General features: G+C 70.7%; 26 protein-coding genes. 14 read left to right on the top strand and 12 right to left on the bottom strand.

Features of this window, described 5'->3' with window-relative positions; genetic code table 11:
* The first annotated feature begins 4 nt into the window (after positions 1–4).
* Positions 5–235 carry a DUF7385 family protein gene (locus tag ACQUQF_RS02345; protein WP_435175334.1) on the top strand — a complete coding sequence of 77 codons (231 nt, stop codon included), beginning with the start codon at positions 5–7 and terminating at the stop codon, positions 233–235.
* 17 nt (positions 236–252) lie between these two features.
* On the opposite strand, the gene ACQUQF_RS02340 is transcribed toward ACQUQF_RS02345, so the two are convergent.
* The gene (locus ACQUQF_RS02340) at positions 253–1,443 is read right to left on the bottom strand and encodes an amidohydrolase family protein (RefSeq protein ID WP_435175333.1); all 1,191 of its coding nucleotides are present in this window, start codon (positions 1,441–1,443) and stop codon (positions 253–255) included.
* Between the two features lie 127 nt (positions 1,444–1,570).
* Here ACQUQF_RS02340 and ACQUQF_RS02335 point away from each other — a divergent pair, with 127 nt between their 5' ends.
* The gene (locus tag ACQUQF_RS02335; protein WP_435175331.1) at positions 1,571–2,164 is read left to right on the top strand and encodes a transporter; all 594 of its coding nucleotides are present in this window, start codon (positions 1,571–1,573) and stop codon (positions 2,162–2,164) included.
* 435 nt (positions 2,165–2,599) lie between these two features.
* Here the strand turns inward: ACQUQF_RS02335 and ACQUQF_RS02330 are convergent, their stop codons facing one another.
* Both ACQUQF_RS02330 and ACQUQF_RS02325 read right to left on the bottom strand, forming a co-directional pair.
* Entirely contained in the window at positions 2,600–3,169 is a 570-nt protein-coding gene (locus ACQUQF_RS02330; protein WP_435175330.1) for a GNAT family N-acetyltransferase, read from the bottom strand.
* A 104-nt stretch (positions 3,170–3,273) separates the two neighbouring features.
* Positions 3,274–4,092, bottom strand: coding sequence for a metal-dependent hydrolase (locus tag ACQUQF_RS02325; protein ID WP_435175328.1), 819 nt, complete (start codon positions 4,090–4,092; stop codon positions 3,274–3,276).
* Positions 4,093–4,197: 105 nt separating this feature from the next.
* Between ACQUQF_RS02325 and ACQUQF_RS02320 the strand changes: the two genes are divergently transcribed.
* The 3 genes from ACQUQF_RS02320 to psmA all read left to right on the top strand — a co-directional run bounded on the left by ACQUQF_RS02320 (position 4,198) and on the right by psmA (position 6,515).
* Positions 4,198–4,911 carry a helix-turn-helix domain-containing protein gene (locus ACQUQF_RS02320; protein WP_435175326.1) on the top strand — a complete coding sequence of 238 codons (714 nt, stop codon included), beginning with the start codon at positions 4,198–4,200 and terminating at the stop codon, positions 4,909–4,911.
* Positions 4,912–5,040: 129 nt separating this feature from the next.
* The gene (locus ACQUQF_RS02315) at positions 5,041–5,769 is read left to right on the top strand and encodes a proteasome subunit beta (protein ID WP_435175324.1); all 729 of its coding nucleotides are present in this window, start codon (positions 5,041–5,043) and stop codon (positions 5,767–5,769) included.
* Positions 5,769–6,515 carry an archaeal proteasome endopeptidase complex subunit alpha gene (psmA, locus tag ACQUQF_RS02310; RefSeq protein ID WP_435175322.1) on the top strand — a complete coding sequence of 249 codons (747 nt, stop codon included), beginning with the start codon at positions 5,769–5,771 and terminating at the stop codon, positions 6,513–6,515. Before ACQUQF_RS02315 ends, psmA begins: the two co-directional genes overlap by 1 nt.
* Before the next feature lie 140 nt (positions 6,516–6,655).
* Here the strand turns inward: psmA and ACQUQF_RS02305 are convergent, their stop codons facing one another.
* Entirely contained in the window at positions 6,656–8,833 is a 2,178-nt protein-coding gene (locus ACQUQF_RS02305) for an amino acid permease (protein ID WP_435175321.1), read from the bottom strand.
* Between the two features lie 508 nt (positions 8,834–9,341).
* Between ACQUQF_RS02305 and ACQUQF_RS02300 the strand changes: the two genes are divergently transcribed.
* On the top strand, positions 9,342–9,833 hold the full coding sequence (locus ACQUQF_RS02300; RefSeq protein ID WP_435175319.1) for an Lrp/AsnC family transcriptional regulator: 492 nt from the start codon (positions 9,342–9,344) through the stop codon (positions 9,831–9,833).
* 324 nt (positions 9,834–10,157) lie between these two features.
* Here the strand turns inward: ACQUQF_RS02300 and ACQUQF_RS02295 are convergent, their stop codons facing one another.
* The 5 genes from ACQUQF_RS02295 to ACQUQF_RS02275 all read right to left on the bottom strand — a co-directional run bounded on the left by ACQUQF_RS02295 (position 10,158) and on the right by ACQUQF_RS02275 (position 16,602).
* The gene (locus ACQUQF_RS02295) at positions 10,158–11,234 is read right to left on the bottom strand and encodes a DUF7351 domain-containing protein (protein WP_435175317.1); all 1,077 of its coding nucleotides are present in this window, start codon (positions 11,232–11,234) and stop codon (positions 10,158–10,160) included.
* 399 nt (positions 11,235–11,633) lie between these two features.
* Positions 11,634–12,971 carry a hydroxymethylglutaryl-CoA synthase gene (gene hmgB / locus ACQUQF_RS02290; RefSeq protein ID WP_435175315.1) on the bottom strand — a complete coding sequence of 446 codons (1,338 nt, stop codon included), beginning with the start codon at positions 12,969–12,971 and terminating at the stop codon, positions 11,634–11,636.
* Positions 12,972–13,040: 69 nt separating this feature from the next.
* Complete coding sequence (locus tag ACQUQF_RS02285; protein ID WP_435175313.1) at positions 13,041–15,062, bottom strand: Ig-like domain-containing protein; 2,022 nt, start codon at positions 15,060–15,062, stop codon at positions 13,041–13,043.
* A 48-nt stretch (positions 15,063–15,110) separates the two neighbouring features.
* Positions 15,111–15,701 (bottom strand): DUF2150 family protein, encoded by a 591-nt coding sequence (locus ACQUQF_RS02280; protein WP_435175311.1) that lies wholly within the window; start codon positions 15,699–15,701, stop codon positions 15,111–15,113.
* Between the two features lie 49 nt (positions 15,702–15,750).
* Positions 15,751–16,602 (bottom strand): TatD family hydrolase, encoded by an 852-nt coding sequence (locus ACQUQF_RS02275; RefSeq protein WP_435175309.1) that lies wholly within the window; start codon positions 16,600–16,602, stop codon positions 15,751–15,753.
* Between the two features lie 123 nt (positions 16,603–16,725).
* Between ACQUQF_RS02275 and ACQUQF_RS02270 the strand changes: the two genes are divergently transcribed.
* Positions 16,726–17,196 carry a hypothetical protein gene (locus ACQUQF_RS02270; protein WP_435175307.1) on the top strand — a complete coding sequence of 157 codons (471 nt, stop codon included), beginning with the start codon at positions 16,726–16,728 and terminating at the stop codon, positions 17,194–17,196.
* Between the two features lie 46 nt (positions 17,197–17,242).
* Here ACQUQF_RS02270 and ACQUQF_RS02265 read toward each other — a convergent pair whose 3' ends face one another.
* Positions 17,243–17,686, bottom strand: coding sequence for an NYN domain-containing protein (locus tag ACQUQF_RS02265; RefSeq protein WP_435175305.1), 444 nt, complete (start codon positions 17,684–17,686; stop codon positions 17,243–17,245).
* Between the two features lie 205 nt (positions 17,687–17,891).
* On the opposite strand from ACQUQF_RS02265, the gene ACQUQF_RS02260 reads away from it, so the two are divergent.
* The 3 genes from ACQUQF_RS02260 to ACQUQF_RS02250 all read left to right on the top strand — a co-directional run bounded on the left by ACQUQF_RS02260 (position 17,892) and on the right by ACQUQF_RS02250 (position 21,766).
* Complete coding sequence (locus ACQUQF_RS02260; protein WP_435175303.1) at positions 17,892–19,463, top strand: S8 family serine peptidase; 1,572 nt, start codon at positions 17,892–17,894, stop codon at positions 19,461–19,463.
* A 102-nt stretch (positions 19,464–19,565) separates the two neighbouring features.
* Positions 19,566–21,296, top strand: coding sequence for a cation:proton antiporter (locus ACQUQF_RS02255; protein ID WP_435175301.1), 1,731 nt, complete (start codon positions 19,566–19,568; stop codon positions 21,294–21,296).
* Positions 21,297–21,448: 152 nt separating this feature from the next.
* Positions 21,449–21,766: a hypothetical protein gene (locus ACQUQF_RS02250; RefSeq protein ID WP_435175299.1), complete on the top strand. Its 318-nt coding sequence runs from the start codon at positions 21,449–21,451 to the stop codon at positions 21,764–21,766.
* On the opposite strand, the gene ACQUQF_RS02245 is transcribed toward ACQUQF_RS02250, so the two are convergent.
* Complete coding sequence (locus tag ACQUQF_RS02245) at positions 21,742–22,239, bottom strand: hypothetical protein (RefSeq protein ID WP_435175298.1); 498 nt, start codon at positions 22,237–22,239, stop codon at positions 21,742–21,744. The genes ACQUQF_RS02250 and ACQUQF_RS02245 overlap by 25 nt on opposite strands.
* A 257-nt stretch (positions 22,240–22,496) precedes the next feature.
* On the opposite strand from ACQUQF_RS02245, the gene ACQUQF_RS02240 reads away from it, so the two are divergent.
* The 3 genes from ACQUQF_RS02240 to gcvH all read left to right on the top strand — a co-directional run bounded on the left by ACQUQF_RS02240 (position 22,497) and on the right by gcvH (position 24,224).
* On the top strand, positions 22,497–22,676 hold the full coding sequence (locus ACQUQF_RS02240) for a hypothetical protein (protein WP_435175296.1): 180 nt from the start codon (positions 22,497–22,499) through the stop codon (positions 22,674–22,676).
* 70 nt (positions 22,677–22,746) lie between these two features.
* On the top strand, positions 22,747–23,838 hold the full coding sequence (gene gcvT, locus ACQUQF_RS02235) for a glycine cleavage system aminomethyltransferase GcvT (RefSeq protein WP_435175294.1): 1,092 nt from the start codon (positions 22,747–22,749) through the stop codon (positions 23,836–23,838).
* A 2-nt stretch (positions 23,839–23,840) separates the two neighbouring features.
* On the top strand, positions 23,841–24,224 hold the full coding sequence (gcvH, locus tag ACQUQF_RS02230; protein ID WP_435175292.1) for a glycine cleavage system protein GcvH: 384 nt from the start codon (positions 23,841–23,843) through the stop codon (positions 24,222–24,224).
* A gap of 35 nt (positions 24,225–24,259) precedes the next feature.
* Here the strand turns inward: gcvH and ACQUQF_RS02225 are convergent, their stop codons facing one another.
* Positions 24,260–25,024, bottom strand: a complete 765-nt coding sequence (locus ACQUQF_RS02225) for a DUF7504 family protein (RefSeq protein ID WP_435175291.1) — start codon at positions 25,022–25,024, stop codon at positions 24,260–24,262.
* A gap of 238 nt (positions 25,025–25,262) precedes the next feature.
* Here ACQUQF_RS02225 and ACQUQF_RS02220 point away from each other — a divergent pair, with 238 nt between their 5' ends.
* On the top strand, positions 25,263–25,400 hold the full coding sequence (locus tag ACQUQF_RS02220; RefSeq protein ID WP_435175289.1) for a DUF7503 family protein: 138 nt from the start codon (positions 25,263–25,265) through the stop codon (positions 25,398–25,400).

The following is a 25,400-nucleotide window of genomic DNA, read 5'->3' as shown; positions in this document are numbered from 1 at the left end:
GGCCATGTCCGGCGAACGATTCGACGTCCACGACCACCGCCACGCCCTGAAGCTCCACAGGGACACCGGCGACACCCGGCACTGGGAGAACCGCGAGGACCTCGACTGCCCGGCCTGCGAGGAGCCGTTCTCCGACCTGTTCGTCTCCGAGAAGCGGTACAACAGCTTCAATCCGCCCGAGGGCCGGTTCTGCGTCGTCCGGGAGACCGACCGGATTCTGCTGTTCGCGCACTGACCCGGCCGGGGTCGCCGCTATTCGCCTTCCGCGAGCCGGTCGAGCGCCGTCCCGGCGACCACCTCGCCGCCCTTGACGACGGTCTCGGGGTCGCGGACCGCGCCGATGTCCTCCAGCGGGTCCTCGTCGAGCATCAGGAAGTCGGCGTAGGCGCCGGGTTCGAGCACGCCGGCGTCCTCGAGGCCGATGACCTCGGCCGCCCGGCCGGTCATCGCGACCAGCGCGTCGCAGGGATCCATCCCGTACTCGACCATGAACGACAGTTCGGTCGCGTTCGCGCCGTGGTAGTTGAACGGCGTGCCGGCGTCGGTCCCGCCCACGATGTCGACGCCAGCCTCGACCGCGGCGCCGAACGACTCGATGTGGCGCTCGTAGACGTCGTTGGTCTTCTGCACCGCCTCGTCGGAGACGTGGTCGGCGTTCCGGACGATGCGGTAGGGCGCCGACAGCGTCGGCACCAGCGAGACGTCCTCGGCCACCAGCAGGTCGATGGTCGCCTCGTCGAGGAAGGTGCCGTGCTCGACGGTGTCGACGCCGGCCCGTATCGCGGCCCGGGCGCCCTCCGAGCCGTGGGCGTGGGTCGCGACGTGGACGCCCCGGCGGTGGGCCTCGTCGACCAGCGCGTCCATCTCCTCCTGGGTGAACGCGGGCTTGTCGGGGTCGGTGCCGGGCGTCGTGACCCCGCCGGTCGCCATGAACTTGATGAACCGGGCGCCGCGCTTGACCTGCTCGCGCACCGCCTTCCGGCACTCGGTCGGCCCGTCGACCTCCCGGCCGAGGTGGTGGCCGTGCCCGCCGGTGATGGTGATCGACCGGCAGTTGGCGACCATCCGGGGGCCGGGCAGGTCGCCCCGGGCCACCCGCTCGGCCAGCACCACGTCGAGGTCCCGCGCGCCCATCGCCCGGACCCCCGTGACGCCGGCTTCGAGGGTCTCGCGGGCGTTCCTGGCCTCGGTCAACACGAGTTCGGCGTCGCTCATCGCCACCGCGTCGTCGACGCTGGCCTCGCCCGACAGCGAGAAGTGGACGTGGGCGTCGACCAGCCCCGGCACGACGGTCCTGCCCGGGCAGTCGTACGCCGGTTCCCCCTCGCGCGGGTCGACGTCCCCGACCGCCTCGACGCGACCGCTGTCGGGGTCGAACCGGAGCGACGCCTCCTCGAAGCGCTCGCCGTTCCCGTCGACGACGCGAACGTCGCGCAGAATCATCCGTCGGATTTTCCACCTCCCGCGCCTTGAATCCCGCGAACGAGGCGCTCGCTCGACCCCTTGTCGGTTCGCTCCGCGACCGCCGCGGGCCAAAAGATACTCGACGCGCCGGTCGGTGCCCCCGACCATGTCCACGGCAGACGAACCAGCACTCGCGAGCGACTCCCGAATCGGTCGCGGGGCGCTCGCCCGGGGCGCCGTCACGGGCGTCGCGGCGTGGCTGCTCGGTTACCTGGTCGCGTACGTGTGGAAGGCCGAGGCGGTCGCGGAGGCGCTGCGGGGCGTCGGCGTGGTCTCCCAGTTGCTGGGCGGCGACGCCGTCCCGGCCTGGAAGGGCGTGACCTGGCTGTTCCTAAACGCCCACTTCGTCGCCACGCGCGTCCCGACCGTCGCGGGCGGGACCCGGACCGCGAACTTCGCGACCGGCGAGGGCGGGTCGGTCGCCCTGCTCGCGCTCCCCGTGCTCGTGCTGCTCGCCGCCGGTTTCCTCGCGGCGCGGGGTCGCTCCGGCGGCCCGACCGCGGGCGCCGCGGCGGGGGCGACGCTGGTCGTCGGCTACCTCCCGCTGTCGGCGGCCGCCGCGTTCGCCGCGACCCACGCCATCGGCGACACGCAGGCGACCGTCTCGGCCGACCCGGTGACCGCGATTCTGCTCGCCGGCGCGGTCTACCCGGTGGCGCTCGGCGCGGTCGGCGGCGCGGCCGCGGCGCTGGTCGAGTGATCCGTCCGGTCGGTTCGCGTTCCGGACCGTTCGTCGCCGTTCCGGAACTGAATTCCTCCCTTACGGTCGCCGCGCCGGTTCTCGGTGTCGTCGCCCCGATTCCAACGCCGCCTTAGCTGGCGAAACCGGACGACGACTCCCGGAGCCGAACCGTTTACGAGTCGCCGACCGGCGATTACGCGCCGCGGTCGGTGGATTACTCGACGCTGGCGGTCGATTACCGCGTCCGATTGTCGGCTTGAACGTCGAACCGTGCGGAACGTTCGTTCCCCACTAAGGAGCCCGGCGCCGACCTCCCTCTCGATGGAGGCGTGGTGCGACCACTGCGGGGAGCGACGCGAGGTCGTCAAGACCGTCTCGTGGCAGTCGAATCTGTGCGCCGAGTGCGGGAACCCGATCGAGGAGACCGAGGAGTAGGCCCGTTCCGCGACCGGTCTACTCCAGCTTCCGGGCCACCATCTCGCCCCAGTGCTCGAAGCCGTGGCGCTCGTAGAAGGCCCGCGCGCGGTCGTTCTCCCGGTCGACGTCGAGCACGAGGCGGTCGAGCGGGAGGTCCTGCTCCGCGGCGACCGCGACCGCGGCGTCCATCAGGTCGTCGGCGACGCCGGTGCCGCGGTACTCGGGCCGGACGTAGAGCTCGTTGAGCACCGCGGCGTCCCAGATCATCGCCAGCTGCTGGGGGAGGACGAAGACGTAGCCCGCGAGCGCCGGCTGGTCGGCGGACTCCTCCCCGTCCGTGGACTCTTCCTCGCCGGCGGACTCCTCGTCGCCCGAGGTCTCGATCTCGGCCACGGTCACGCACCGGTCGTCGTGCTTCGCGCACCAGAACACCCAGTCGAGGTACCGCTCGCCGTACGCCTCCGTGAGCTTCTCCTCGTAGACCGCCCGCTTCTCGTCGCCCCCGGTGCCCGACCCCAAGCCGAGCTCGAAGCCGCGCTTGAGTTCCCAGAGGTCGCGGGGGTCCCGGTCGGGGTCGTACGGTCGGATCGTGACGTCGTCGGTCATGGCCGGGACTTGGCCCACGGGAGTGTTAGCGGTTGCGAGTCCGGGCGGGGCTCGGCCGGACCGCGGGGCGGACGCCCGCCCCGACCCGGGACCGGGCGGTCGGCTCACGCCCGGCGGCGCTCCATCCAGACCCGGAGCCCGACGACGGTGTAGCCGGTCAGTGCGAGCAGGGCGCGCTCGCCGCTGTACGCGATCGGGAACAGCCGCTCGACCGACCCCTCTTCGGCGCCCTTCTCCGGGTCGATACCGGTGCTGTAGTGGGTGTTCTCCGTGGTGCGGACGGGCTTCGAGCCGCCGCCGGAACCGCCTCCCGACCCGCCCGCTCCGCCGGACCCGCCGCCTGCGCCCGAACCGCCCGCCTCGGCCCCGCCCGGCGCGGGGTCGCTCGGGAGGACGGCGTCGGCCAGCGACTGGAGGTCGACGCGGACGAGCGTCTGGACGAACCCGTCCTTCGTCGAGTAGAAGATCTTGCCCGAGAAGGTGTAGAACCGGTCGTGGACCGGGTAGAGCAGGTTCGCGCCGTTGAAGAACGCGTCGAGGCCGATGCCCGCGAACGCGACCGCGACGAGGGCGACCCACGCGACCCGGACCCCGCGGGCGCCCCACCGCGCGCGCACGAGCGACCGGTCGCTCACCAGCGCGAGCGCGGGCGACTCCGCCCCTGAGCCGAGCCGGGACTGCACCCGCGGCAGTCCGCGGCCCCGGAGGTCTGCCCAGAGCAGGGCGCCGCCGAGCGCGGGCAGCAGCAGCGTGTGGAACGCCGCGCGGTGGGCGCCCTCGATCCAGAACCCAAGGAACACGTCGAAGTCCACGAGCGCGACGGCCGCCATCACCACCGCCACCGCCTTCCCGTCGAAGTGTTCGGCGAGCAGGGCCGTCCCGATGAGGCCGGCGAGCGCGACGTGAACGACCGTCGATGGCATCGTGATAGCCGTGAACGCGCCCCACTATCAGTGTCCCGGTGCGTTCGTCGCGCGTCGAACCCGAACTTCGACACGTTTTTCCTCTCGACCGGCGCACTCCGGACCATGACAGAGCCAACCGACCCCCGCGAGGACCTCGCCGAGCGCATCGCGGGCGAGATAACGCTCAGCGACGACCCCGGCGCGACCCTCCGGAAGTGGCGGACCGACTTCGGCGTCTCCCAGACCGACCTGGCCGACCAGCTCGACGTCTCGTCGTCGGTCGTGAGCGACTACGAGAGCGGCCGCCGGGCGAGCCCGGGCATCGGCGTCGTGGCTCGGGTCGTGACCGCGCTGCTCGACATCGACGAGCGCCGGGGCGGCGACCGCATCCGCCAGTACGCCCGGGTGCTCTCGGCCGGCTTCGAGAGCGACATCGTCAACGACCTCCGGGAGTACCCCACCACGGTCCACCTCGACCGGTTCTACGACGCGGTCGGCGCGACCGAGCTGGCGTCCGGCGACCAGGACCACGTCACCGGCCACACCGTCATCGACAGCATCCAGGCCATCACCCGGCTCTCCAGCGAGGAGTTCTACCGGCTCTACGGCCAGAGCACCAGCCGCGCGCTGATGTTCACCAACGTCACCCGCGGGGAGTCGGCGCTGGTCGCGATGCGCGTGGTCAACCCCACGCCGAACGCGGTGGTCCTCCACGGGCTCGACCGCGATGACCTCTGGGAGCACGCGCCCAAGATGGCCCGGCTCGAGGGGTTCTCGCTGGCCATCACCGACGAGCCGATGGACGACGTGCTCCGGGAGCTCCGGGACTTCCCCTGAACGCCGTCGCCACTGTCGTCTCTCGGCCGGTCCGGCAACCGCGGGTCGGCGTCAGACGTTCGGTCCACGCGCCCGGCTAAAATATATTTTAGCTAATATTTTTCGGGGACCGGCCCCTACCGGAGTCCGATGCAAGACGTCAACCCCCGACCGACGGTCGGCGCGAGCGGGGACCCCCGTTCGTCGGCCGACGCAGACCCGGAGCTCACGAAGACCGGGACGACCACCGTCGCCGTCACGGCCGCGGACGCGGTCGTCGTGATGGCCGACAGGCGCGCCAGCGCCGGCGGTCGGTTCGTCACGAGCAAGGACACCCAGAAGGTCGAGCGGGTCCACCCGACCGCCGCGGTCGCGCTCTCCGGCGCGGTCGGCGGCATCCAGGACTACACCCGGCGGCTCCGGTCGCACGCCGACCAGTACGCGCTCCGGCGGGGCGACCCGCCGAGCGTCGGCGCCTTCGCCACCTTCGCGGGCAACCTGCTCCGGAACGGCCCGTACCGGCTGGTCCGGCCGGTCCTCGGCGGCGTGGACGACGCGGGTCCCCACGTCTACGACCTCGACGGCGGCGGCGCGGTCATGGAGGCCCCGTACGCCGCGAAGGGCAGCGGGACGCAGTTCGCCCTGGGCGTCCTCGAAGGCGAGTTCCGGCCCGGCCTCGACGTGGACGGAGCGACCGCCGCCGCGGCCCGGGCGGTCGAGAGCGCCATCGAGCGCGACACCGCCTCGGGCAACGGCGTCACCGCGGCGGTCGTCACCGCGGACGGGGTGACCATCGACGCCTACGACGACCCCGCCGAACTCTACGACGAGGCGTCGACTCGTCCGGACACCGCCACCGACTCCGAGGAGGGCGCCTGATGCAGGGTGACCAGCAGGCGTACGACCGCGGCACCAGCATCTTCTCGCCCGACGGCCGGCTCTACCAGGTCGAGTACGCCCGCGAGGCGGTCGAGCGCGGCAGCGCCAGCGTCGGGGTCCGGACCGACGCCGGCGTCGTCCTCGCGGCCCGCCGCCGGGTGCGCTCGCCGCTGATGGACCCCGAGAGCGTCGAGAAGCTCCACCAGGTCGACCACCACCTCGGGGTCGCCTCGGCCGGCAACGCGGCCGACGCCCGGAAGCTCGTGGAGTTCGCCCGCGAGACCGCCCAGCGCGACCGGCTGACCTACGACGAGCCGATGGGCGTCGAGCCGCTCGCGAAGGCGGTCGCCGACCGCGTCCAGGAGTACACGCAGTCCGGCGGCGCCCGGCCGTTCGGGACCGCGCTGCTCGTCGGCGGGGTCACCGACGGCGAGCCCGCGCTCTACGAGACCGATCCCTCGGGGACGCCCTCGGCGTGGCGCGCCGCCGCGGTCGGCCGCGACAGCGCCGACATCCGGGAGTTCCTCGAAGCCGAGTACGCCGCGGACGCCGACCTCGACGCCGGCGTCGACCTCGCGCTGGCGGCGCTGGCGGCCCCCGACGACGCGTCGTTCTCGCCCGCGGACGTGGCGGTCGCGACGGTCGCGGTCGGCGAGGGCTACCGGGTTCTTCCGACCGACGAGCGCCGGAGCGCGCTCGACGCGCTCGGCCTCCTGGACGAGGAAGGGAATCCGCAGGCGTCCTGAAGCCCGAGATGGACCATCCGCGATAGGGCGACTCGCGGGAGACCCGACGCAGGAGAGAGACGACGTGCCGCGGGACCGCCGCTGCGAGACCGCCGCCGCAGGACCGCCGCAGGACCGCCGCGGGGCTACCGCCGCTCCCGTCAGAACGTCGCCCGTTCGAGGAGCCGGCGCGCGAACGACGGCCGGCGCGACTCGTGGGGGTAGACCGTGACCGTCGTGCAGCCGGGGCTCGGGACCACCGGCCGGTCGTCGAACAGCGCGTGCCGGAGCCCGCCGTCGGCGCCCCGGCGCACCAGCAGGTCGGGACGGGACTGCCGTCCGCCATCGGTCCGGACCGACTCGCTGCGGGCCGGGACCGAGAGCAGTTCTGACAGCTCGGCGTGGTACGCGTCCATCGCGTCCCGGCGTCGGTCGGTCCCCCGCCGGTCCCCGGGGTGCCAGAGCGAGACCGCGCCGTCGTTCGCCGCGGCGATCGTCTCGGCGACGGTCACCGCCGCGGGCGGATACGGGCCGCTGTCCGCGGAGAGGACGATGCGCTCCGGCCGGTCGTAGCCGAGGTTGTCCACCAGGAGCACGTCGCACGGCGCGTGCCGGACGATCCAGTCGATCGGGTCGCCGAGGAGCCGCGACCGGAGCCGGAGGGGTTCGTGCTCGGCGACGACGGCGTCCACGCCGCGGTGCTCGGCGAAGTTGACGACGGCGTGCTTCGTGTCGTGGCTGACGATCTCGTCGGCCTCGACCTCGACGCCGAGCTCCGCCGAGAGCGCCTCCGTCCGGGTCTCGAACGAGATGTCGGACGCCGACTGGACGGTCGCGTCCTCGGTGAGCGGCGCCTGGTCGGGGATCTCCTCGAACCGGACGGCGACCACGCGACCGTCGTCTTCGCGGACGAGGTCGGCGGCCATCGCCACGAGCGAGCGCTCGCGGTCCTCGTCGACGTTCTTCGTGAGCGCGACGAGGACCTCGCGGGTGTCCTCGGCCATGGCGGACTCGACGTCCGTGAGCGCGTTCCGGCCGACCCGGCGCCGGATGGCGTCGGTCGCTGCGCCCTCCCGGCTGACGCGCGGGCGGACGTAGAGGAGGTACCAGGCGACGCTGCCGACCGTGATGAGGGCGGTGCCCGCGAGCGCCACGGTCCCCATCTGGGTGAGGAGCACCGCCCCGGTGACGACGCCGAACACCTGCACCCAGGGGTACAGCGGCGAGGTGAACTCGGGGTCGTACGCCGCGTCCCCCTCTCGGAAGGCGACGACGGCCACGTTGATCAGCGCGAACACCATGATCTGGAAGGCGCTGGCGAGCTTCGCGATCTCGAGGATCGGGACGAACGCGATGAGCACCAGCAGCACCGCGCCCGTGAGCGTGATCGAGGCCGCGGGCGTGCCGAACCGATCGCTGATCGCCGAGAGCGACGGCGGGGCCAGCCTGTCCCGGCTCATCGCGAAGGGGTAGCGCGACGAGGAGAGGATGCCGGCGTTGGCCGTCGAGACGAGCGCGAGGAGCGCCGCGGCGATGACGGCGACGACGCCGGCCTGGCCGAGCGTCACCTCGGCCGCGACGGCCACCGGCGTCAGCGAGCCGGCGACGCTCCCGGGGTCGGTTATCCCGACCAGCACCGCGACGATCGCCACGTACAGCGCGGTCGTGAACGCCAGCGATCCCAGGATGCCGAGGGGGATGTTCCGACCGGGGTCCTCGACCTCCTCGGCGACGCTGGCGACCTTCGTGACGCCGGCGTACGAGACGAACACCAGCCCGGTCGCGGCCAGGAGCCCGCCGATACCCGCGTCGAAGAAGCCGACGTAGTTGGCCGACCGGACGCCGGGCGCGCTCCCGGCCGCGAACCAGCCCAGCGCCGCCAGCATGACGACGACGATGGCGAGCTGGAGTCGCCCGGTCTGCTTCGCCCCGACGAGGTTCACCAGGATGAGCACTGCAGCGAGCCCCAGCGCGACCGGCTTCAGCGGGAGGTCGAACAGGAGCAGCAGGTAGGGGACGCCGCCGACGAGCGCGAGCGCGCCCTTGAACGACAGCGAGAACCACGTCCCGACGCCGGCGACGGTGCCGAGCAGCGGCCCCATCCCGCGCTCGATGTAGATGTACGTCCCGCCGGCCTCCGGCATGGCGGTCGCCATCTCGGACTTCGAGAGCGCTGCCGGCACCACGAGCAGCCCGGCGATCAGGTACGCCACGATGACGGCGGGGCCGGCGATCTCGAGCGCGAGGGCGGGCAGGATGAAGATGCCGCTGCCGACCATCGCGCCGATGCTGATGGCGAGGACCGACGGGAGTCCGAGGTCCCGTTCCAGTTCCTTCATGCGGGCGCCTCCGCGTCGACCGCCGGCACCTGCGTTTCGCCTGCGAAACCGAGCGAATCGCCGGTCGACCGGGGACGCCGGGCTCTCGGCGCTCCCGGCCGGTCGCCACTGAGGGCGTAGACGTGGGGTTGGGCCTCCGCATGGAGCGATTCCTCCTTCGCGGGACGGTTCTGCTTCGCAGTCGAGATTCCGTCGATGATCGTGGACATGGTGAGTGGTGCCCGGTGCGGGCGTGTACTCCGACGTAACCGACGGAACACCATAAACTAGTGGTTTCTAATGACGTATCGTCAAAATTAGGGACTTCTAACGCGTTTTCGTCTTCTGAACGTCCGGTTCCTGTCCGGGGACGACGGCCTGCCGTCTCTCTCCGACTTGCAGGGTCGCCCGACGGTCCCGGTGGCCCGTGCCGTCACGCCCGGGGGAGATCAGGCACGGAGCCAGCCGGTCCGCCGGGCCGTGGCGAAATCAGGAGCCATATTACACCGGGCGCCGAACCGCTCGCCAGATGAGAGACGGCGTACTCGACTCGGTCGACAAGTCCATCCTCTACTACCTCCAGCAGGACGCCCGGGGGACGTCCTCGAACGACATCGCGGAGAAGCTGGACCTGTCGCCGAGCACCGTCCGAACGCGGATCAACAAACTCGAGGAGGAGGGCATCATCCGGGGCTACCACCTCGACATCGACTACGACCTGGCGGGCTATCCCCTCTACACCAAGATCATCTGCACCGCACCGGTCACCGAGCGGGACGAGCTCGCGGACCGGGCCCGGGAGGTACACGGCGTCACGGCCGTCCGCGAGATCATGACCGGCAAGCGAAACGTGTACGTGAACGCCATCGGCCGGAGCCACGACGAGCTCAACCGGATCGCCGAGGAGCTCGACGAGCTCGGACTCGACATCGTCGACGAGCAGATCATCCGGGACGAGCACGTCTGCCCGTACCACGGGTTCCTCGAATCGGACGAGGAGTCGCCCGGAACCGACGAGTAGTCCGAGCCCCGGGCTTCGGTCGGCCCGTCCCACTCCCTTCTCCAGCGTCGAACGCCCGACAGGCCGTCGCGCGTCGGAGTACCGGCGTTCTCGGGTTCGACACGTCGACAGGTCACCCGTATCGCCCGGTCACGAGCGTCGTGAGCTCAGTTAGACCGCCGGACACGCCCGCGAACGGAGACTGCACTACGCAGTCCGTGAACGGCCTCGCCGGAATTTTATATTGCGATAATTGGTTTATTAGTGACGGCCGCGACGGTCTGTTCCATCTCGCGGCGGCGTCGCTCGGCGCTCTAACGCGGAAAAGGTGTCCTCGATCGACAGCTACGACGCCTGCCGGACCTCCTCGACGGACCGCCGCCGCGTCGCGGCGACCGAGCAGTCCGCGGCGACGAACAGCTCCAGCACCTCGTCGTCGAGTTCGACGCTCACCCGGACGCACCACGGATCGTCGGAGACGACGGTCTCGGCCCACTCCGGGCCGACGTTCCAGATCGGGCGGTCCCGGACGTTCAGCCCGCGGTCGTGGAAGAACGCCACGACGGCCGGGTGTTCGAGCACCGCGAGGGTCACCGGCGCGTGGAGGCGACAGCCGCACTGCGCGCAGTCGAGGCGGACCTGCGCCCGCCGGGCCTCGCTGTCGGGCAGGCGCTCGGTCACCGAGTCGGGCGGCGACGCCAGCGCGGCGTCCATCGTGGCGGCGCACTCGGGGCAGTGCCCGTCGGACATCACCGAGAGCCGGTGGCGGTGGTGGCGGTCGAAGGCCGCCAGCAGGCGCTCGGGGTCGCGGTCCCGGCGCGCGCCGGGCGGGAACGGCAGGGTCAGGACCGCGCGGTCGCAGTCCCCGCAGGCGACCGTGACGTAGTTGGCCTCGCAGACCGCCGCGAGGTCCCCGGACGCGCAGAGCGGACAGGCGTCGCCGGTCGGCACCGGGCCGAACGACACCCGGTCGGTGTAGGTCCCGGCGGCGATGGCGCGGGCGACCCGGCGACCGGCGTAGGTCAGCCCGTACTCGTCGCCCTCCTCGCCGGTCTTCTCCAGGAAGAGCCCGGTGAGCTGCCGGAGGTGGTAGGCGAACCCCGCGGTGGTGTCGGCCGGGCTCGCCTCGAACAGCTCCGAGAAGGTCATGGTCCGCACGGCGCCGCCCTCGCCGCCTTCGTCGTCCCTCTCGGGGTCGACGAGCGCCCGCAGGACCGCCATCCGGACCTCGTTGCCCAGCGCCTCGAAGGCGTCGCTGGGCGCGGCGGACTCGACCTCCGGGTCGGGCGCCTCGGTCTCGGTTCCGGAGTCGGCGGCTCTCGTCTCGTCAGGCTCAGACTCGACCGCCTTCTGGGATTCGAGTTCGGCCGGGCCTCCGCCGCCGGTCGGCTCGCTCGCGCCCTCCGTGCCAACGTCGCTCATGCCCCGGTACTCGGGGGCGCTCGTTTATAAGGACTCGGCCGGCTTGGACCGCAGTATCGGGGAGAACTGGAGGGAGGGGAGACGTGGTCTCTGTGCTCCGGCGCGCGCTGGCGTCTGTACGAGCAGAACGAGTGCAGGCTCGTGGGAGCGAAGCTCCCACGGCGGACCCTCGTGGTCCGCCAAGCGTGCGAGGGAGGCGGGCGCGTCGATGCGGCCGCCGAGGCTGGGGAGGCGTGAGGCTGTCGCGGTGCGGTAATTCATCGGTGACGGGAGTCGCTAGCTCTCGCGACAGTCCTCTGTCCGCCGACACCGACGAACTCATCTCTGACAGGAATAAACAGCAAGGAGGCAGAAGAACCGGGAATCGACGCAGAACCGAAACGGGAACGCCCGAACCCGCTACTCGACGTAGTCGTAGAGCCGCTCGTTCATCCGGCCGCGGCCGGTGAACACGAACTCGCCGTCGGGGACCGTGAACTCCTCCATCTCGACGGTCTTGTCGTGGTTGTGGCGGTCGTGGACGTCCTCGTACTCCGCGAACGAGAGGTCGTAGCGCCGCTCGTTCTGCTCGTCGATGGTGAGCTGCTCGATCTCCTCGCGCCAGCCGTCGGCGACCGTCTCGGCGTGGACCTCGGCCTGGGCGCCCGAGCCGTACGAGCCGACGCCGAGCTTCTCGCCCGCGAGGTCGAGGCCCTCCTCTGCGGCCCCCTTGAGCGCGGCGGCGCGGGCGATGTGGACCGACCCGGTGTACCAGTTGCCGACCTCCCGGGAGATCGAGAGGGTCGGCTCGACCGTGTCGGCGTACCACTCGCGGTACGCCTCGGTCGCCTTCAGGTCGTCCATGTGGTCGCGGATGGCCTCCTCGTAGGCCTCGCGGTCGTCGTACTCCTCCTCGCGGGGCTGGAAGCCGATCTCCTCGGCCAGCTCCTCCTCGATGGGCGTGTCCCGGATCATGTGGCGGTAGGCCAGCAGCGCGGCCCGCCGGACCATGCCGGGGAACGGCGTGTGGAACGGGATGTACGCGAAGTCCTCGGGGTGGGAGGCCCCGGCGACCGACTCGTAGTCCTCCAGCGCCTCGCGCATCCGGGCGAGGTACACCTGCATCGAGCGCTTGCCGTCGACGCTCGGGAACTGCTGGTTGGGCTTGAGGAAGTCGGTCTCGTCGGCGCTGCCGTACCCCTGGTCGGTCGACAGCTCCACGAGGTCGGGGTCCTCGTCGATGAGCATCGCCACCGCGCCCGCGCCCTGGGTCGCCTCGCCGGGGTCGCCCCGCTCGTAGAGCGCGGTGTCGGTCGCCACCACGAGCGCCGCCCGACCGCGGTTGCGCCCGGCCTTGATCCAGTTGTAGGCGTCGTCGAGGCTCTGCGTGCCGGCGATGCAGGCGAACTTGCGCTCGCCCTTGTTGGCGTGGTGGAAGTCGCCGTCGTACACCTGCTCGAGGCAGCCCGCGATGTACGTCGACACCGGCTTGGAGTTGTCGAACGCCGACTCGGTCGCCACGTCGATGCGGCCGATGTCGTCGGGGGTCAGCCCCTTGCGGTCCATCAGGCGCTTGGCGGCGTTGGCGCCCATCGTCACGATGTCCTCGTGGGCGTCCGGGAACGAACTCGCGTGCAGCCCCAGCCCCTTGGTGTACTTCTCGGGGTCCTCGCCCTTCTCCGGCGCGAACGTCCCCGGGAGGTCGAGCTTCAGTTTCCCCGTCCAGATTTCGACTGCGTCGATACCGACGGCTGTCATGTCCCTAGCTCCGGCGACCGGCTATAAGATTTTGTCGATAAGGGATTCGACGAACGTCGAACTGTGGCGTCACGACGGATCGACGGTGAACGTCACCGAATCGGTGGTGCCGTCGGCGAGTTCGTACCGGAGGGTGATTTCGACCCTCCTGTCGTTCATGGCCACGTCGCTGACGCCGCCACCGTTCTCCCTCCGGAACTTGTAGAGGTATATCGTGGCGTCCGAGTTGCTCGACGCCACCGGTTCGACGCTGGCGCCGGAGTGGCCGTCCGCGTCGACGTCGATAGTCGTCGGGAGGTCGGTTCCGCCCGGGATGTCGGTTCCGCCGTTCCGGACGTCGGCCTCGACGTACAGTTCGCTGTGCCACTTGCCTTCGTCGGTCGACGGGTCGCTCAGTCGGTTAATAAAGCCGTTCTGCGGATCGACCGTGACGTCAGTTATCGTCACGTCCTGATCGTACTCGTTGCTGACGCTGAACGTGAGCGAGGACTCGGTGCTGTCGCTGTCCTCCGGTGAATCGACGGCCTCTCCGTCGTCGTTGTACGCGAGGGTGTTCGACGGACCTCCGCCGGAGTCGTACGTCTCGATCGCCAACCTGTCCCCGGTCCCGCCGCTAGAGGCGTAGACCGTGACGTTTCCGGGGCTGAGTTGGTCGAGGTCCACTTCGACGCGCCCGTCGCTTGCGGTCCTCGCCCGGTCGACGGCGAACTGCCCCGTGTCCGTGTCGTTCACGCTGAACGCGACCGTCGCGCCGTCCGCGACCGGGGTCGTGTTCGCGGTCAGCGTTACCGAGTTGCCGTACGCGAGGTCGTACCGACAGGTGTCGTTCGCGTAGCAGGTCATGCCGGGCTGGGCGCGGATGGTCTCGTTCTCCCAGCGCGTCCAGTAAGCGCCGTCGTCCCGATCGTCGGTCCCACCGCCGTCTGCGCCTCCCTCGATGTCGATCTCGACCGTGGCCTTCTCTCGGGGGACCGGACTGTCACTGATGGCGAGGGTCACCGTCTCCGTGCCCGCGTCAGCGGGGGCGTGGTAGACGAACGTCGCTCGCCCGTCGGAGTCCGTCTCGACCGCTGCGGGCGACACCGACCCTGCCGAGACGCCGATCGGCTCCACCGTCGCGCCCGCGACGGGATTGTTGTACCGGTCCCGCACCTCCACCACGACCTTCTGGGTGCCGCCTGTCGGAACGCTGGTCCCGTCCCCTCGCACGTCGGTGACGTAGTGTGCGTCGACGTCGGGAACACCCGTTCCGACTCCGACCTTGGCCAGTCGCAACTCGTAGGTGCCGGGCTCGAACGCGATTCTGACGGCGCCCGCCCCGGCGTTCTCCACCGCGGAGACGTACCGTTCGGGGTCGTTCGAGTCCGGGTCGAGTTCGTCCGCGAGCAGTTGCTCCCACTTGCCGGCGCTCAGCACGGTCGGAACGACCACCGTCACCGACTCGCCGGGATTCTCGTTCCGGACGGTGATCGTCCGGGTGGCGGTGCTGACCGCCTCGACGTTCACACTCGCGGTTCCGCTGCTCGACTTCGAGAGGCTGCCGTCAAGCGTGACCAACGTGATGCTGTCACCCTCGACTACTTGTTGACCCGCGACGGTCAGCCGCGCACCGTTCTCGAACCGGTTGTAGAGCACGCTGTTCCGGTAGACGGTCGTCGGCGGGTTCTGGTAGACGTGGTAGTTCGGCTCGTAGGTCAGGCCCTTCGTCGCGAAGGTTCTGTCGTCGCCGGTCCAGTAGTCACCGGTCTCGCCGGTCGCCTTCGCGTTCTTCACGACGATGTCCGCCGCCGACGTGGTCGACAGCGTCCCCGACGGCGGCGCCGGGTTGACGAAGACGGCCCGGACGGGGTACCGGGTCCCGAGCGCGACCGACGACGACCCGCCGCTGCCCGTGGCGGCGGTCCGGAGGAGCTCGTCCCGGAGGTCCTGGAGCTGGCCCTGGACCCGCTGGTTGTGGTCGAACTCCACCTGCTCGTTCTGCTGGGGGACGACCGAGGCCTGGTAGGTCGACAGCAGGACGACCACCACCGCGAACAGCAGCACCGTCCCGACCTGGACCGTCACGCCGCGGTCGTCGGTTCGCAGTCGCACTACCCGCTTCCTTTCAGGGCGGACAGATAAAAATAGCGCTGCGAGCGGCTACTCGTCGGCCTCGTCTTCCTCTTCGACGACCTCGGGGTCGCTCATGGCGCTCTGGAGGCTGTCGAGCCCGTTGACCCACTCGGTGACGAGGCCGTACTCGATGTCCTCGGTGACCGTCATGTCGAGCTCCTCGCCGTCGATGATGCGCGTCCCGGCCGCCGCGACCAGGCCGAGCGCCGAGTCGAGGTCCTCGCCCTCCTCGGCCCGGCCGGCCTCCACGACGTACTCCTCGACGCTGCCCTCCTCGGCGGGTCCGTCGGCGACGTACTGCTCGGCCGCGTAGAAGACGCAGACCAGGCTGGTCTGGACGCCGTCGATGAGCATCGCCTTCTCGTCGTTGTCGAACTCGACCTCGTCGAGCACGACCTCGCGGATGTCGGCGAGCTCCTCGAGCGCCTCCTCCTCCTCGACCTGCCCGTCGTCGTAGGCGGTGACGATCTTGGCGACGGCGATGGCGACGTCGTCCTGGAGGTTGAGGAGCAGTCGGGCCGAGTCCTCGTCCTCCGGGTCGATCTCCTCCTCCCGGATGCGGTCGAGCCAGTTCTGCCAGCGTTCGTCGGAGTAGAATTCCTCCGGAGGCGCGCTCATATCCTTTCCGAGTGTTGCCCGCTTCATATGCCTTTCTGCTTGGGCTGCGCTACCGGTCCCACGTTTCTTCCGTATCGAGGCCGTACACCCGCTTCGGCGTCTCCACGTGGGCGGTCCGGACCGCGTCGTCGTACCCCTCCTCCCGCATCCACCTGACACGTCGCGGCACCGTCTTGGGGCCCATCACCGCGCCGGGCCGGTCGGGGTCGTCGACGAAGTCGGTCTCCATCAGGAACGGCTCGCCGCGCTCGGCCGCCCGCTCCAGCCGGTCCTTCTCGCTCATCACGCTCGGGGTCGGCCCGGCCAGCTCTCCGGCGGCGTAGTGCTTGACCACCTTCAGGGGGTCGAGCCCGGCGTCCTCGGCCCACTCGGCGATCTCGGTCAGGTCCTCGCTGGCCTCGGTGTGGAGCTGGACCGCACAACCGCGTTCGGCGCCCAGCGCCAGCCCGTGGCGCAGCACCGCGTTCGACGCCTCCCACACCGCGTCAGTGGTGTCGTAGTGGGGCCGGCCGGTCTTGAGCGCGACCACCTCGCCCGCGTCGACGTACTCGGCCGCGAGGTCGAGCCCCGCCTGCATCAGGTCGCGGGCCTCCTCGGGGGCGTACCCGCGGTCGTCGACCAGCTTCGAGACCAGACCGGGGTGGACCCCGAGCACGGGCCACGCCCGGCCGTCCAGTACCTCGTCGGCGCGCGAGACGACGTCGATGGTGGTCTCGAAGACGGGGCGGAACTCCTCGCCGGTCTCGGGTTCGACCCCGAGCAGCCACGAGGGCTTGTTGACCACGAGCAGGTGGGTGCCGCCGCTCCGGGCGAAGTCCTTGACCGCCTCGATGCCCCGGCCGTGGTCGGGGTCGAGGTGGAGGTGGTCGTCGAGCACCGGCGTGCCGAGGTCCTCGCTCATGGCCGTCCGTTGGGTGTGCGGGGAGAAAACGGCTGTGAATCGGTCCGTGCTCCGGCGCGGCTCGGCTCCGTAGCGCGGCGCCGGAGCGCGAACGCCAAGTGGCTCCGGCCCGCACGCCACCACATGAGCACCGACCCCCGGGACGTCCGGTCGCTCGCGGTCACGACCGGCGACGTGGTGACCGCCTACGAGGCCCGGCGGCGGAGCGACCGCCGGCCCGTCCTGCGGGCGACTCCGCCGTTCTCGGGCCGGATGCGGGCCAGGCTCCACGACCCGGGGCCGGGCGCGGCGGCCCGCGAGGGCGACGACCGCGACCCCGAGACCGGCGCGGTCCACGTCCCGCCGGCGCGGTTCGTCGACGAGGGCGCGGTGCCCGCCTACCCGACCCCGGACGACACCGAGGACGCGCTCCGCGCGGACCCCGACGCCGAGTTCACGGTCGAGCGCCACCGCGAGCGCCACGTCGCGGCGGTCGAGGCGTGGCGCGAGGCGGTCGCCGACGCCATCGCGGACTCGGTGGTCCTGCGGCTCGACGGGGACGACCACCGGGTCGCGGTGGCGACGCTGGGCGACGCCGGCGGTCCCGGCGAGTAGCCCGGACGAATCGAGGGCCAGTTCGTCCCTTCTCCGTCCGACACGCTCACTCCTCCAGGACCACGGTGTCGTGGGCCGCGTTCCGGAGCGCGTCCGACCGGCCGTGCTCGCCCGGCGCGATGGCGACGGTCCGGACGCCGTTCCGGGCCGCCTTCTCCAGCACGGGCTTGAAGTCGGTGTCCCGCGAGGCGACCGCCAGCACGTCGAGCCCCTCGGTCAGCGCGAACTCGGTCGCGTCGACCGCGAGCTTCACGTCCACGTCGCCGCTGGTGACCGTCACCTCGAAGCCCCTGGCCTCGGCGGCCTGGATGAGCCCGGGCGTGGCGTGCTCGTCGAGGTAGAGCCGCGCCACCGAGAGCTGGCCGAGCTCCTCGGCCGCCGCCCGGACGTCGTCGAGGTCCACGTCGAACTCCTCGCGCAGCACGTTGGGCCCGTCCACGAACAGCGCGACCGTCGTCGCCCCGTCGAGGAGCGAGCGCAGCGGTTGCATACCCGCCGGTAGCCGACCTCGGACCATAGCGGTGGCGGTCCGCCCCGGCCGGTCGTTCCCGCCGGCGCAGAGCCGGCCCTCGCCCGGCGGTTCGCCCGGCCCGCTCGCCACACCACTAATTGAGTAGCTAATTAAACTAAATAAACAGTTTATTTCAGTATGGAAAAAGAATAAATAACTACGGTCGTTTGTATCACGACGCAGCATGTCAGACGAAACCCCCAACCGATTCGGTCGACGCGACTTCCTCAAGGCGACGGGTGCGGTCGGCGCCGCCGCGGCGGTCGGCGGCGTCGCGGCCGCGACTCCCGGCCGCGAGCCGGGCCCGAAGAAGGACGAGATCCTCGTGGGCGTCTCCGCGGGCCACGGCGACGTCGAGGCGACGGTCGCCGGCCACCTGCCCGGCAACGCGGAGGTCGTCCACACCAACGACAACCTCCGGTACGCCGCGGTGGAGTTCCCGAGCCGGGCCCCCGAGAAGGCCAAGCAGAACTTCATCGACGCCATCACCCAGCGCGACGGCATCAAGTACGCCGAGCCGAACGCGACCCACACCGCGTTCGCAACCCCGAACGACCCCAGGTTCGGCGACCAGTACGCGCCCCAGCAGGTCGAGTCCGACCGGGCGTGGGACACCACGTTCGGCGACAGCGGGGTCACCATCGCCGTGGTCGACACCGGCGCCCAGTACGACCACCCCGACCTCCGGGCCAACTACGCCTCTGACCCCGGGAAGGACTTCGCGGACGACGACTCCGACCCCGCCCCGGACGCGCCCAGCGACGAGTACCACGCGACCCACGTCTCGGGATGTGCGGCGGCCGTGGTCGACAACGGCACCGGCGTCGCGGGCCAGGGCAACTCCACGCTCATCAACGGCCGGGCGCTCGACGAGAGCGGCAGCGGGTCGACGTCCGACATCGCCGACGCCGTCGAGTGGGCGGCCGACCGGGGCGCGGACGTCATCAACCTGAGCCTCGGCGGCGGCGGGTACACCTCCACGATGAAGAACGCGGTCTCGTACGCGACCGACAACGGCGCGCTCGTGATCGCGGCCGCCGGCAACGACGGCACGAGCGGCGTCTCGTACCCCGCGGCCTACAGCGAGTGCGTCGCGGTCTCGGCGGTGGACAGCGACGAGCAGCTCGCGTCGTTCTCCCAGTACGGCAGCAGCGTCGAGCTCTGCGCGCCCGGCGTCGACGTGCTCTCGACCACGACCGAGGCCCGCGGCTCCTACGAGAAGCTGTCGGGCACCTCGATGGCGACGCCGGTCACCTCGGGCGTGGCCGGCCTGACGCTCGCGAAGTGGGACCTCACCAACTCGGAGCTGCGGAGCCACCTCAAGAGCACCGCGAAGGACATCGGGCTCTCGTCGGACAAGCAGGGCGCGGGCCAGGTCAACGCCTACAACGCGGTCACCACCCAGCCCGGCAGCGGCGGAGGCGGCGGTGACGGCGGCTCGACCTCCCAGACCGTCAGCGACTCGCTGTCCGGCTCGGCCGACTACGACGACTACTCGTGGTCGTGGGAGTACAGCTCGCCGAGCCAGGTCGTGGTGGAGCTCGACGGGCCGAGCGACGCGGACTTCGACCTCTACGTCAACGAGGGCACGACGACCGCGGCGTCCCCGAGCAACTACGACTACCGGTCGATCAGCACGGACAGCCAGGAGTCCATCACCATCGACAGCCCCGACACGTCGACGGCGCTGCAGATCGACGTCGACTCCTACAGCGGGTCGGGCAGCTACGACCTGACCATCACCGAGTACCAGTAATCGACCGCGGACCTCGCTCGGACCCCGCTTTTCGGACCCGCGCCGGTCCGGTCGCCCGGAGGGCCACGGACGTTTAATGACGCCGGCGACTTACCTCCGGGCATGGTCGCAGAGACTGGCATCGCCGCGGAGCTCATCGACCTGCTGTCGGTGTTCGTCATCGCGGCGGGCGTCGGCGTCTTCGTCGCGAAGATCGGCCGGTTCCCCTACACGATCGCGCTGCTGCTCGCGGGGCTCGCCGTCTCGGTCCTCGGCGTCGCCATCGACATCGAACTGTCCCACGACCTCATCCTGCTGGTCTTCCTCCCGCCGCTGCTGTTCGAGGGGGCGGCGACCACCGACCTCGAGCACTTCCGGACGAACTTCTCGCACATCCTCACCCTCGCGGTCGCGGGGCTGATAGCGGCCATCCTCCTGCTGGGCGTCGTCGGCCACTACGCCTTCGGCTTCCCGCTGCTCGTCGCGCTGCTGTTCGCGGCGATGATCCTGCCCACCGACCCCGTCTCGGTGCTGGCGCTGTTCGAGGAACTCGGCGCCCCCGAGCGGCTCTCGGTGCTGGTCGAGGGCGAGAGCCTCGTCAACGACGGCGTGGGCGTCGTCATCTTCACGACGCTGTACACCCTCGTCCTGCGGTCGACCGAGGCCGGCACCGACCTCGCCCAGCTCGTGACGCCCGACGTCATCGTCTCGGCCTCGACCGACGTCCTGGTCGCCAGCGTCGGCGGCGCGGTCGTGGGCCTGGTGGCCGGCCTCGCGGTGTACCAGGTCATGTACCGCCTCGACGAGCACATGACCGAGATCGTGCTGACGCTGGTGCTGGCGTACGGCAGCTTCCTGCTCGCCGAACACACCCTGAGCGACGCGGTCGGCGGCTTCTACTTCAGCGGTGTCATCGCGACCGTCACCGCGGGGCTGCTCATCGGTAACCGGGGCGCCGAGCGCGCGATGAGCGCCCAGACCAAGATCTCGGTGTTCAACACGTGGGAGACCGCGGCGTTCCTGGTCAACACGCTCATCTTCCTGCTCATCGGCGCGAAGACGCCCATCAACCAGATGCTGGCCCACGGCAGGCTCATCCTGCTGGCCGTCCCGCTGGTCGTCCTCGCGCGCGCGGCGGTGGTCTACCCCCTGACGAACCTGGTCAACCAGTTCGTCACTCGGCCCGTCCCGGTCGACTACCAGCACATCATGGTGTGGGGCGGGCTCCACGGCTCGATCCCCATCGCGCTGGTGCTCGGGCTGCCGCCGAACTTCCCGCTCCGCGACGAGCTCCGGGCGATGGTGTTCGGCGTCGCGGCGTTCAGCCTCGTGGTCCAGGGGCTCACGATGGGCCGGGTGATGAACTCCCTCGACATCGTGACCCGGTCGGAGGCCGAGGAGCTGTACGAACTGCTGGTCGGGCGGGCCCGCGCGGTCGACGCCGCGCTCGAATCGGCCGAGCGGCTCCACGCCGCCGGCGACCTCTCCGGGGCGGTGTACGACGACTTCCGCGGGGAGTACGAGCGCGAGAAGCGCGACCTGAACGAGGCCATCTCCCAGCTCCTGGAGAGCAACCCCGCGCTCCGCCGGGAGGAGCTGCTCGTCGGCGAGCGCCGCGTGCTCAAGCAGGAGAAGAGCGCCCTGATGGACGCGATGCGCAACGGCACCGTCAGCGACGACGTGGGCCGCCGGCTGATCGAGGAGATCGACCTCAAGCTCGACCGGGTGCAGTCGGGCGAGAGCACGGTCACCGACCGGGCGGGCGAGGAGGGCTACGAGGAGTTCTGGCGGTCGCGCGCCGCGGACTACGGGCTGGAGACCCCGCTCGAGCCCCGGCAGGCCGACGACGACTGAGGGCGGGACCTCCCGCTGCGCCGGGCTCCGCGGACACGACCGGCCCGAGCCATCGCTCCCGGGGGTCGACCGATCGCTGCGAAGGTTCAAATGCGATTCCGCACCAGTTCGGGCCGACCGGCGCGCCGAACGCACCTGCCGGTCCGACACCCATGACTCACTGCCACAACTGCGGTCACACCGGTACGTTCGTCCTGCTCGTCCAGTTCGCGCTCGCGGTGTCCGCCCCGGACGCCGACCGGGACTCCGACGTTTCGTCGGGACCCCGCCGCGGTGCGGCGTCCGCGGGCGACCCCGACGACTCGCCGTCCGCCGAAGACGCCGACGCCGAAGACGCCGACGCCGCCGACGTCCGCCCGCCGACGGGCGAGTGCTCGCTGGCGGTCCAGTGCCCGGCCTGCGACAGCACCGACGTCGGCGTCGCGGCCGCGGACCTGCTGGCGCGTCACGGGGCGAGCACGACGTCGTAGCGGTCCCCGACCGCCGCACCGTCTCCGGAGGCCGACTCGTCGGTGTCGCGGGTCGGAACCTCGTGAGTCCAGACGACCAGCCGCGCGTCCGCCCGACGGACGGCGGCCGCGAGGCGGCGTTCGAGCAGGTCGGTGACCGCCTCGCTCCACCACGAGCGGAGCTGGTCGCGGCCGCGGAGCCACACCGCACGGCGGTCGTCGGCGACCAGCAGTTCGGCGACGCGGTCCGCCGCGACGCCGGCGTCCGGGACTCGGTACCGCTGGACGGACCGCTCGCTCGTCGGGCCGGCGGTCACGTACAGCGGCGCGCGTCGCTCCGCGGGCCCCGACACCGCGACGACGCCCGGCGCGACCGTCACGACGTCGGGCGGCCGCGGCGGCGGACGCGCCGCGGCGACCAGCGCCGCCTGCGCGCCGGTTCCCTCGAGCCGCGACCGGAGCCGGTCCGTCGTCCACTCAGTCGCCTCCGTCATTATCGACTATTTAGTCACTCGTAGCCCTCCTTGTTAACTGTGTCGGTGGAGGGTGTGAAAATTAGCTGTGCGCTGGCCGCAGTTCTCCGAGTTAGCCGGGACAGAAGCAGGTGATTCCCCGGTTCCGGACTATCGAGCCATCGTATCGTCACCGAATCGGCCGTATTCCTGAAACACTGCCGGAAACGAGCGCTCTAGTCGATATAGTCGAAATAGCTAAGAGTCCCTAAGAACACCGATAGTCAAGACGACCGTAGATGAGCTCCGACGACTCCGAGGAGAAGATACTCGGCACGACGACGGTGACCCAGCGGTGGCGAATCAGCCTGATCAAGGCGGTCCGCGAGGAGTTCGCCGAGGACGGCGTCGAGGTCGAGGAGGGCGACCGGCTGGTGTACAAGCTCCGGGACGGCCAGATCGTCGTCGAACCGGCGTGAGGCGCCGAACGGACCGAATGGGTATCCGGAAGACAAAGACATTACGTGCCGGGCGTCTAACTCACCTCGCATGAGCCTTCGGAAGCCGCCACTGCGCGACGTCCACGCCGCCGCGGGAGCGACGTTCACCGAGTTCGGCGGGTGGGACATGCCCGTCGAGTTCGACTCCATCAAGGCCGAGCACGCCGCGGTCCGGGAGGAGGCGGGCGTCTTCGACGTGTCCCACATGGGCCAGATCGAGGTCGGCGGGCCCGACGCCGCCGACCTGCTGCAGCGGCTCACGACCAACGACGTGACCGAGCTCGGCCGCGGGGACTCCCACTACTCGATGATCGTCGACGAGGCGGGCACGATTCTGGACGACACCGTGGTCTACCGGCTCCCCGAGGGCCGGGACGCCGAGTTCCTCTTCGTCCCCAACGCGGGCCACGACGACCAGATGTACCGGCGGTGGATCGACCACCGCGACGAGTGGGACCTCGACGCCGACGTCGAGAACGCCACCGAGGAGTACGCGATGTACGCGGTCCAGGGCCCCGACGCGCCGGCCCTCGTGGACGCGGCGACCGACGACGACGTGACCGACCTCGCGAAGTTCGAGGGGGCGTACGCGGAGTTCGCGGGCGCCGACTGCTGGACCGCGCGGACCGGGTACACCGGCGAGGACGGCTTCGAACTGATCGTCCCCGTCGACCGGGCCCGGGCGGTCTGGGACCTGTTCGACTGCCAGCCCTGCGGCCTCGGCGCGCGCGACACCCTCCGCACGGAGATGGGGTTCCTGCTGTCGGGCCAGGACTTCGACGCCGAGGAGAACCCCCGCAACCCCTACGAGGCGGGCGTCGGCTGGACCGTGAAGCTCGACACCGAGTTCGTCGGCCGGGACGCGCTCGAAGGCGTCGACGCCGAGGGGGTCGACGAGGAGTTCGTCGGCATCAAGCTGGTGGACCGCGGCGTCCCGCGCCACGGCTACGAGGTGACCGACGCCGACGGCGAGGTCATCGGCGAGGTGACCAGCGGCACGATGAGCCCGACGCTGAACGAGCCCATCGCGCTGGGCTACGTCCCGACCGAGTACGCCGACGCCGGCACGGTCGTCGGCGTGACGGTCCGGGGCCAGTCGAAAAAAGCAAAGATCGCGGACACGCCATTCCTGAGTGAGTAACAATGAGCTTCGAAGTTCCCGACGACCGGAAGTACAGCAGCGAGCACGAGTGGGTCGAGACGACCGACGGCACCGCCAGGATCGGCATCACCGACTTCGCGCAGGACGAGCTCGGCGACGTCGTCTTCGTCGAGCTCCCCGACGAGGGCGAGGAGCTCTCCCAGGGCGAGGAGTTCGGCGTCGTCGAGTCGATCAAGGCGGTCTCGGACCTCTACTCGCCGGTGAACGCCACCGTCACCGCGGTCAACGACGCGCTCGCGGATCAGCCCGAACTCGTCAACGACGACCCCTTCGGCGAGGGCTGGATGCTGGAGGTCGAGCTGGCCGAGGACGACGGCCTCGACGAGCTGCTGAGCGCCGAGGAGTACCGCGAGCAGATCGAGTAGCGCGGGGAGCCGCGACCGACCGCGGGGCTCCGCGGCTACAGCGGCGCCCACCCGACCGACAGGTCGCGGTTCGGGACGTGCCAGCGCTGTTCTCCGACCCGTCCGTCCGGCGCCGCGTCGGCCAGCCGGACCTCCACGACTGCGTCGACGTCGGCGGCGAGCGACCGCACGAGGTCGCTGTCGTACGGTTCCGGCAGTACGTAGTGGGCCATGGCGTCGTGGGTCCGGACGTGCCCGCCGACGATGCGGAGGCACCGACGGACCACGTCCTCGCCGTAGAAGTCGACCAGCGGCGCCAGCGAGTCGACGCCGACGCGGAGCTCCGCGGGCGCGAGCGGGTCGTCAGCGCGGGCCGCGAAGTCGTCGACGGCCTCGACTAACGCGGCCTGGAGCCCGGTCAGCTGCGGGTCGGCGACCCTGGTCTCCTTGACGCCCGCCAGGTCCGCCGGGGCCGTCGCGTCGGCGGGGTCGGTGACCGACCGGACGGCGCCGACGTGGTTGAGCAGGTGGGTGGTCTCGCCGACCGGACGCGGCGACTCGGCCGGGTCGGGGAGCCGGTCGGCGATGCTGCCCGGGGTCGCGTCGGTGGCCGCGAGCACGCGGTACCTGTTCGCGCCGTCGTCGCCCAGCATCCGCGCGCTCGCACGCGCGAACAGCTCCCGGGGCGCGTCGCCGACGACCAGGAGGTTGCAGCCGGTGGACTTCAGCTCGTTCAGGACGTCGAAGAAGCACGAGAGGTCGTCGTCGGAGGACGGGTCGCCGGCCCCGCGCTCGGGACCCGTGGATTCTGGGGACGCCATTCGTCTGTGTGTGACTCACATTTTCAGGGTCGAGTTATAAATTTTCCTCCTTCGGGCGGTTAGATGCAGAACGGTACAGGGGACGTAAAAGGGAGTTCCGCCGACACGACGGGCGGTCGTCGGCGCCACGCGCTCTCGGCGAGCCGGCCGCTGCCGCAACTGGTGGTTCATCTGTTATTGATACTCTAGGTAAAATTAAGAAAGATAGATATTAACAGGAATCGGATACTGCGTTGCAATGGCACGAACGTCCGACATCACCGCGTGGCTGGCCGACAATCCGAAACTGATGGGCGCGCTCTGGGCGGTGGCGCTGCTGCTCGCCGAGAGCGGGAGCGCGGTCGCCGACTGCGCGTGCGCGAAGTCGGGGCCGTAA

The sequence above is a fragment of the Halorussus sp. AFM4 genome, from assembly GCF_051194995.1.
Lineage (GTDB): Archaea > Halobacteriota > Halobacteria > Halobacteriales > Haladaptataceae > Halorussus.
This window is presented reverse-complemented; position numbering and strand designations above follow the sequence as displayed.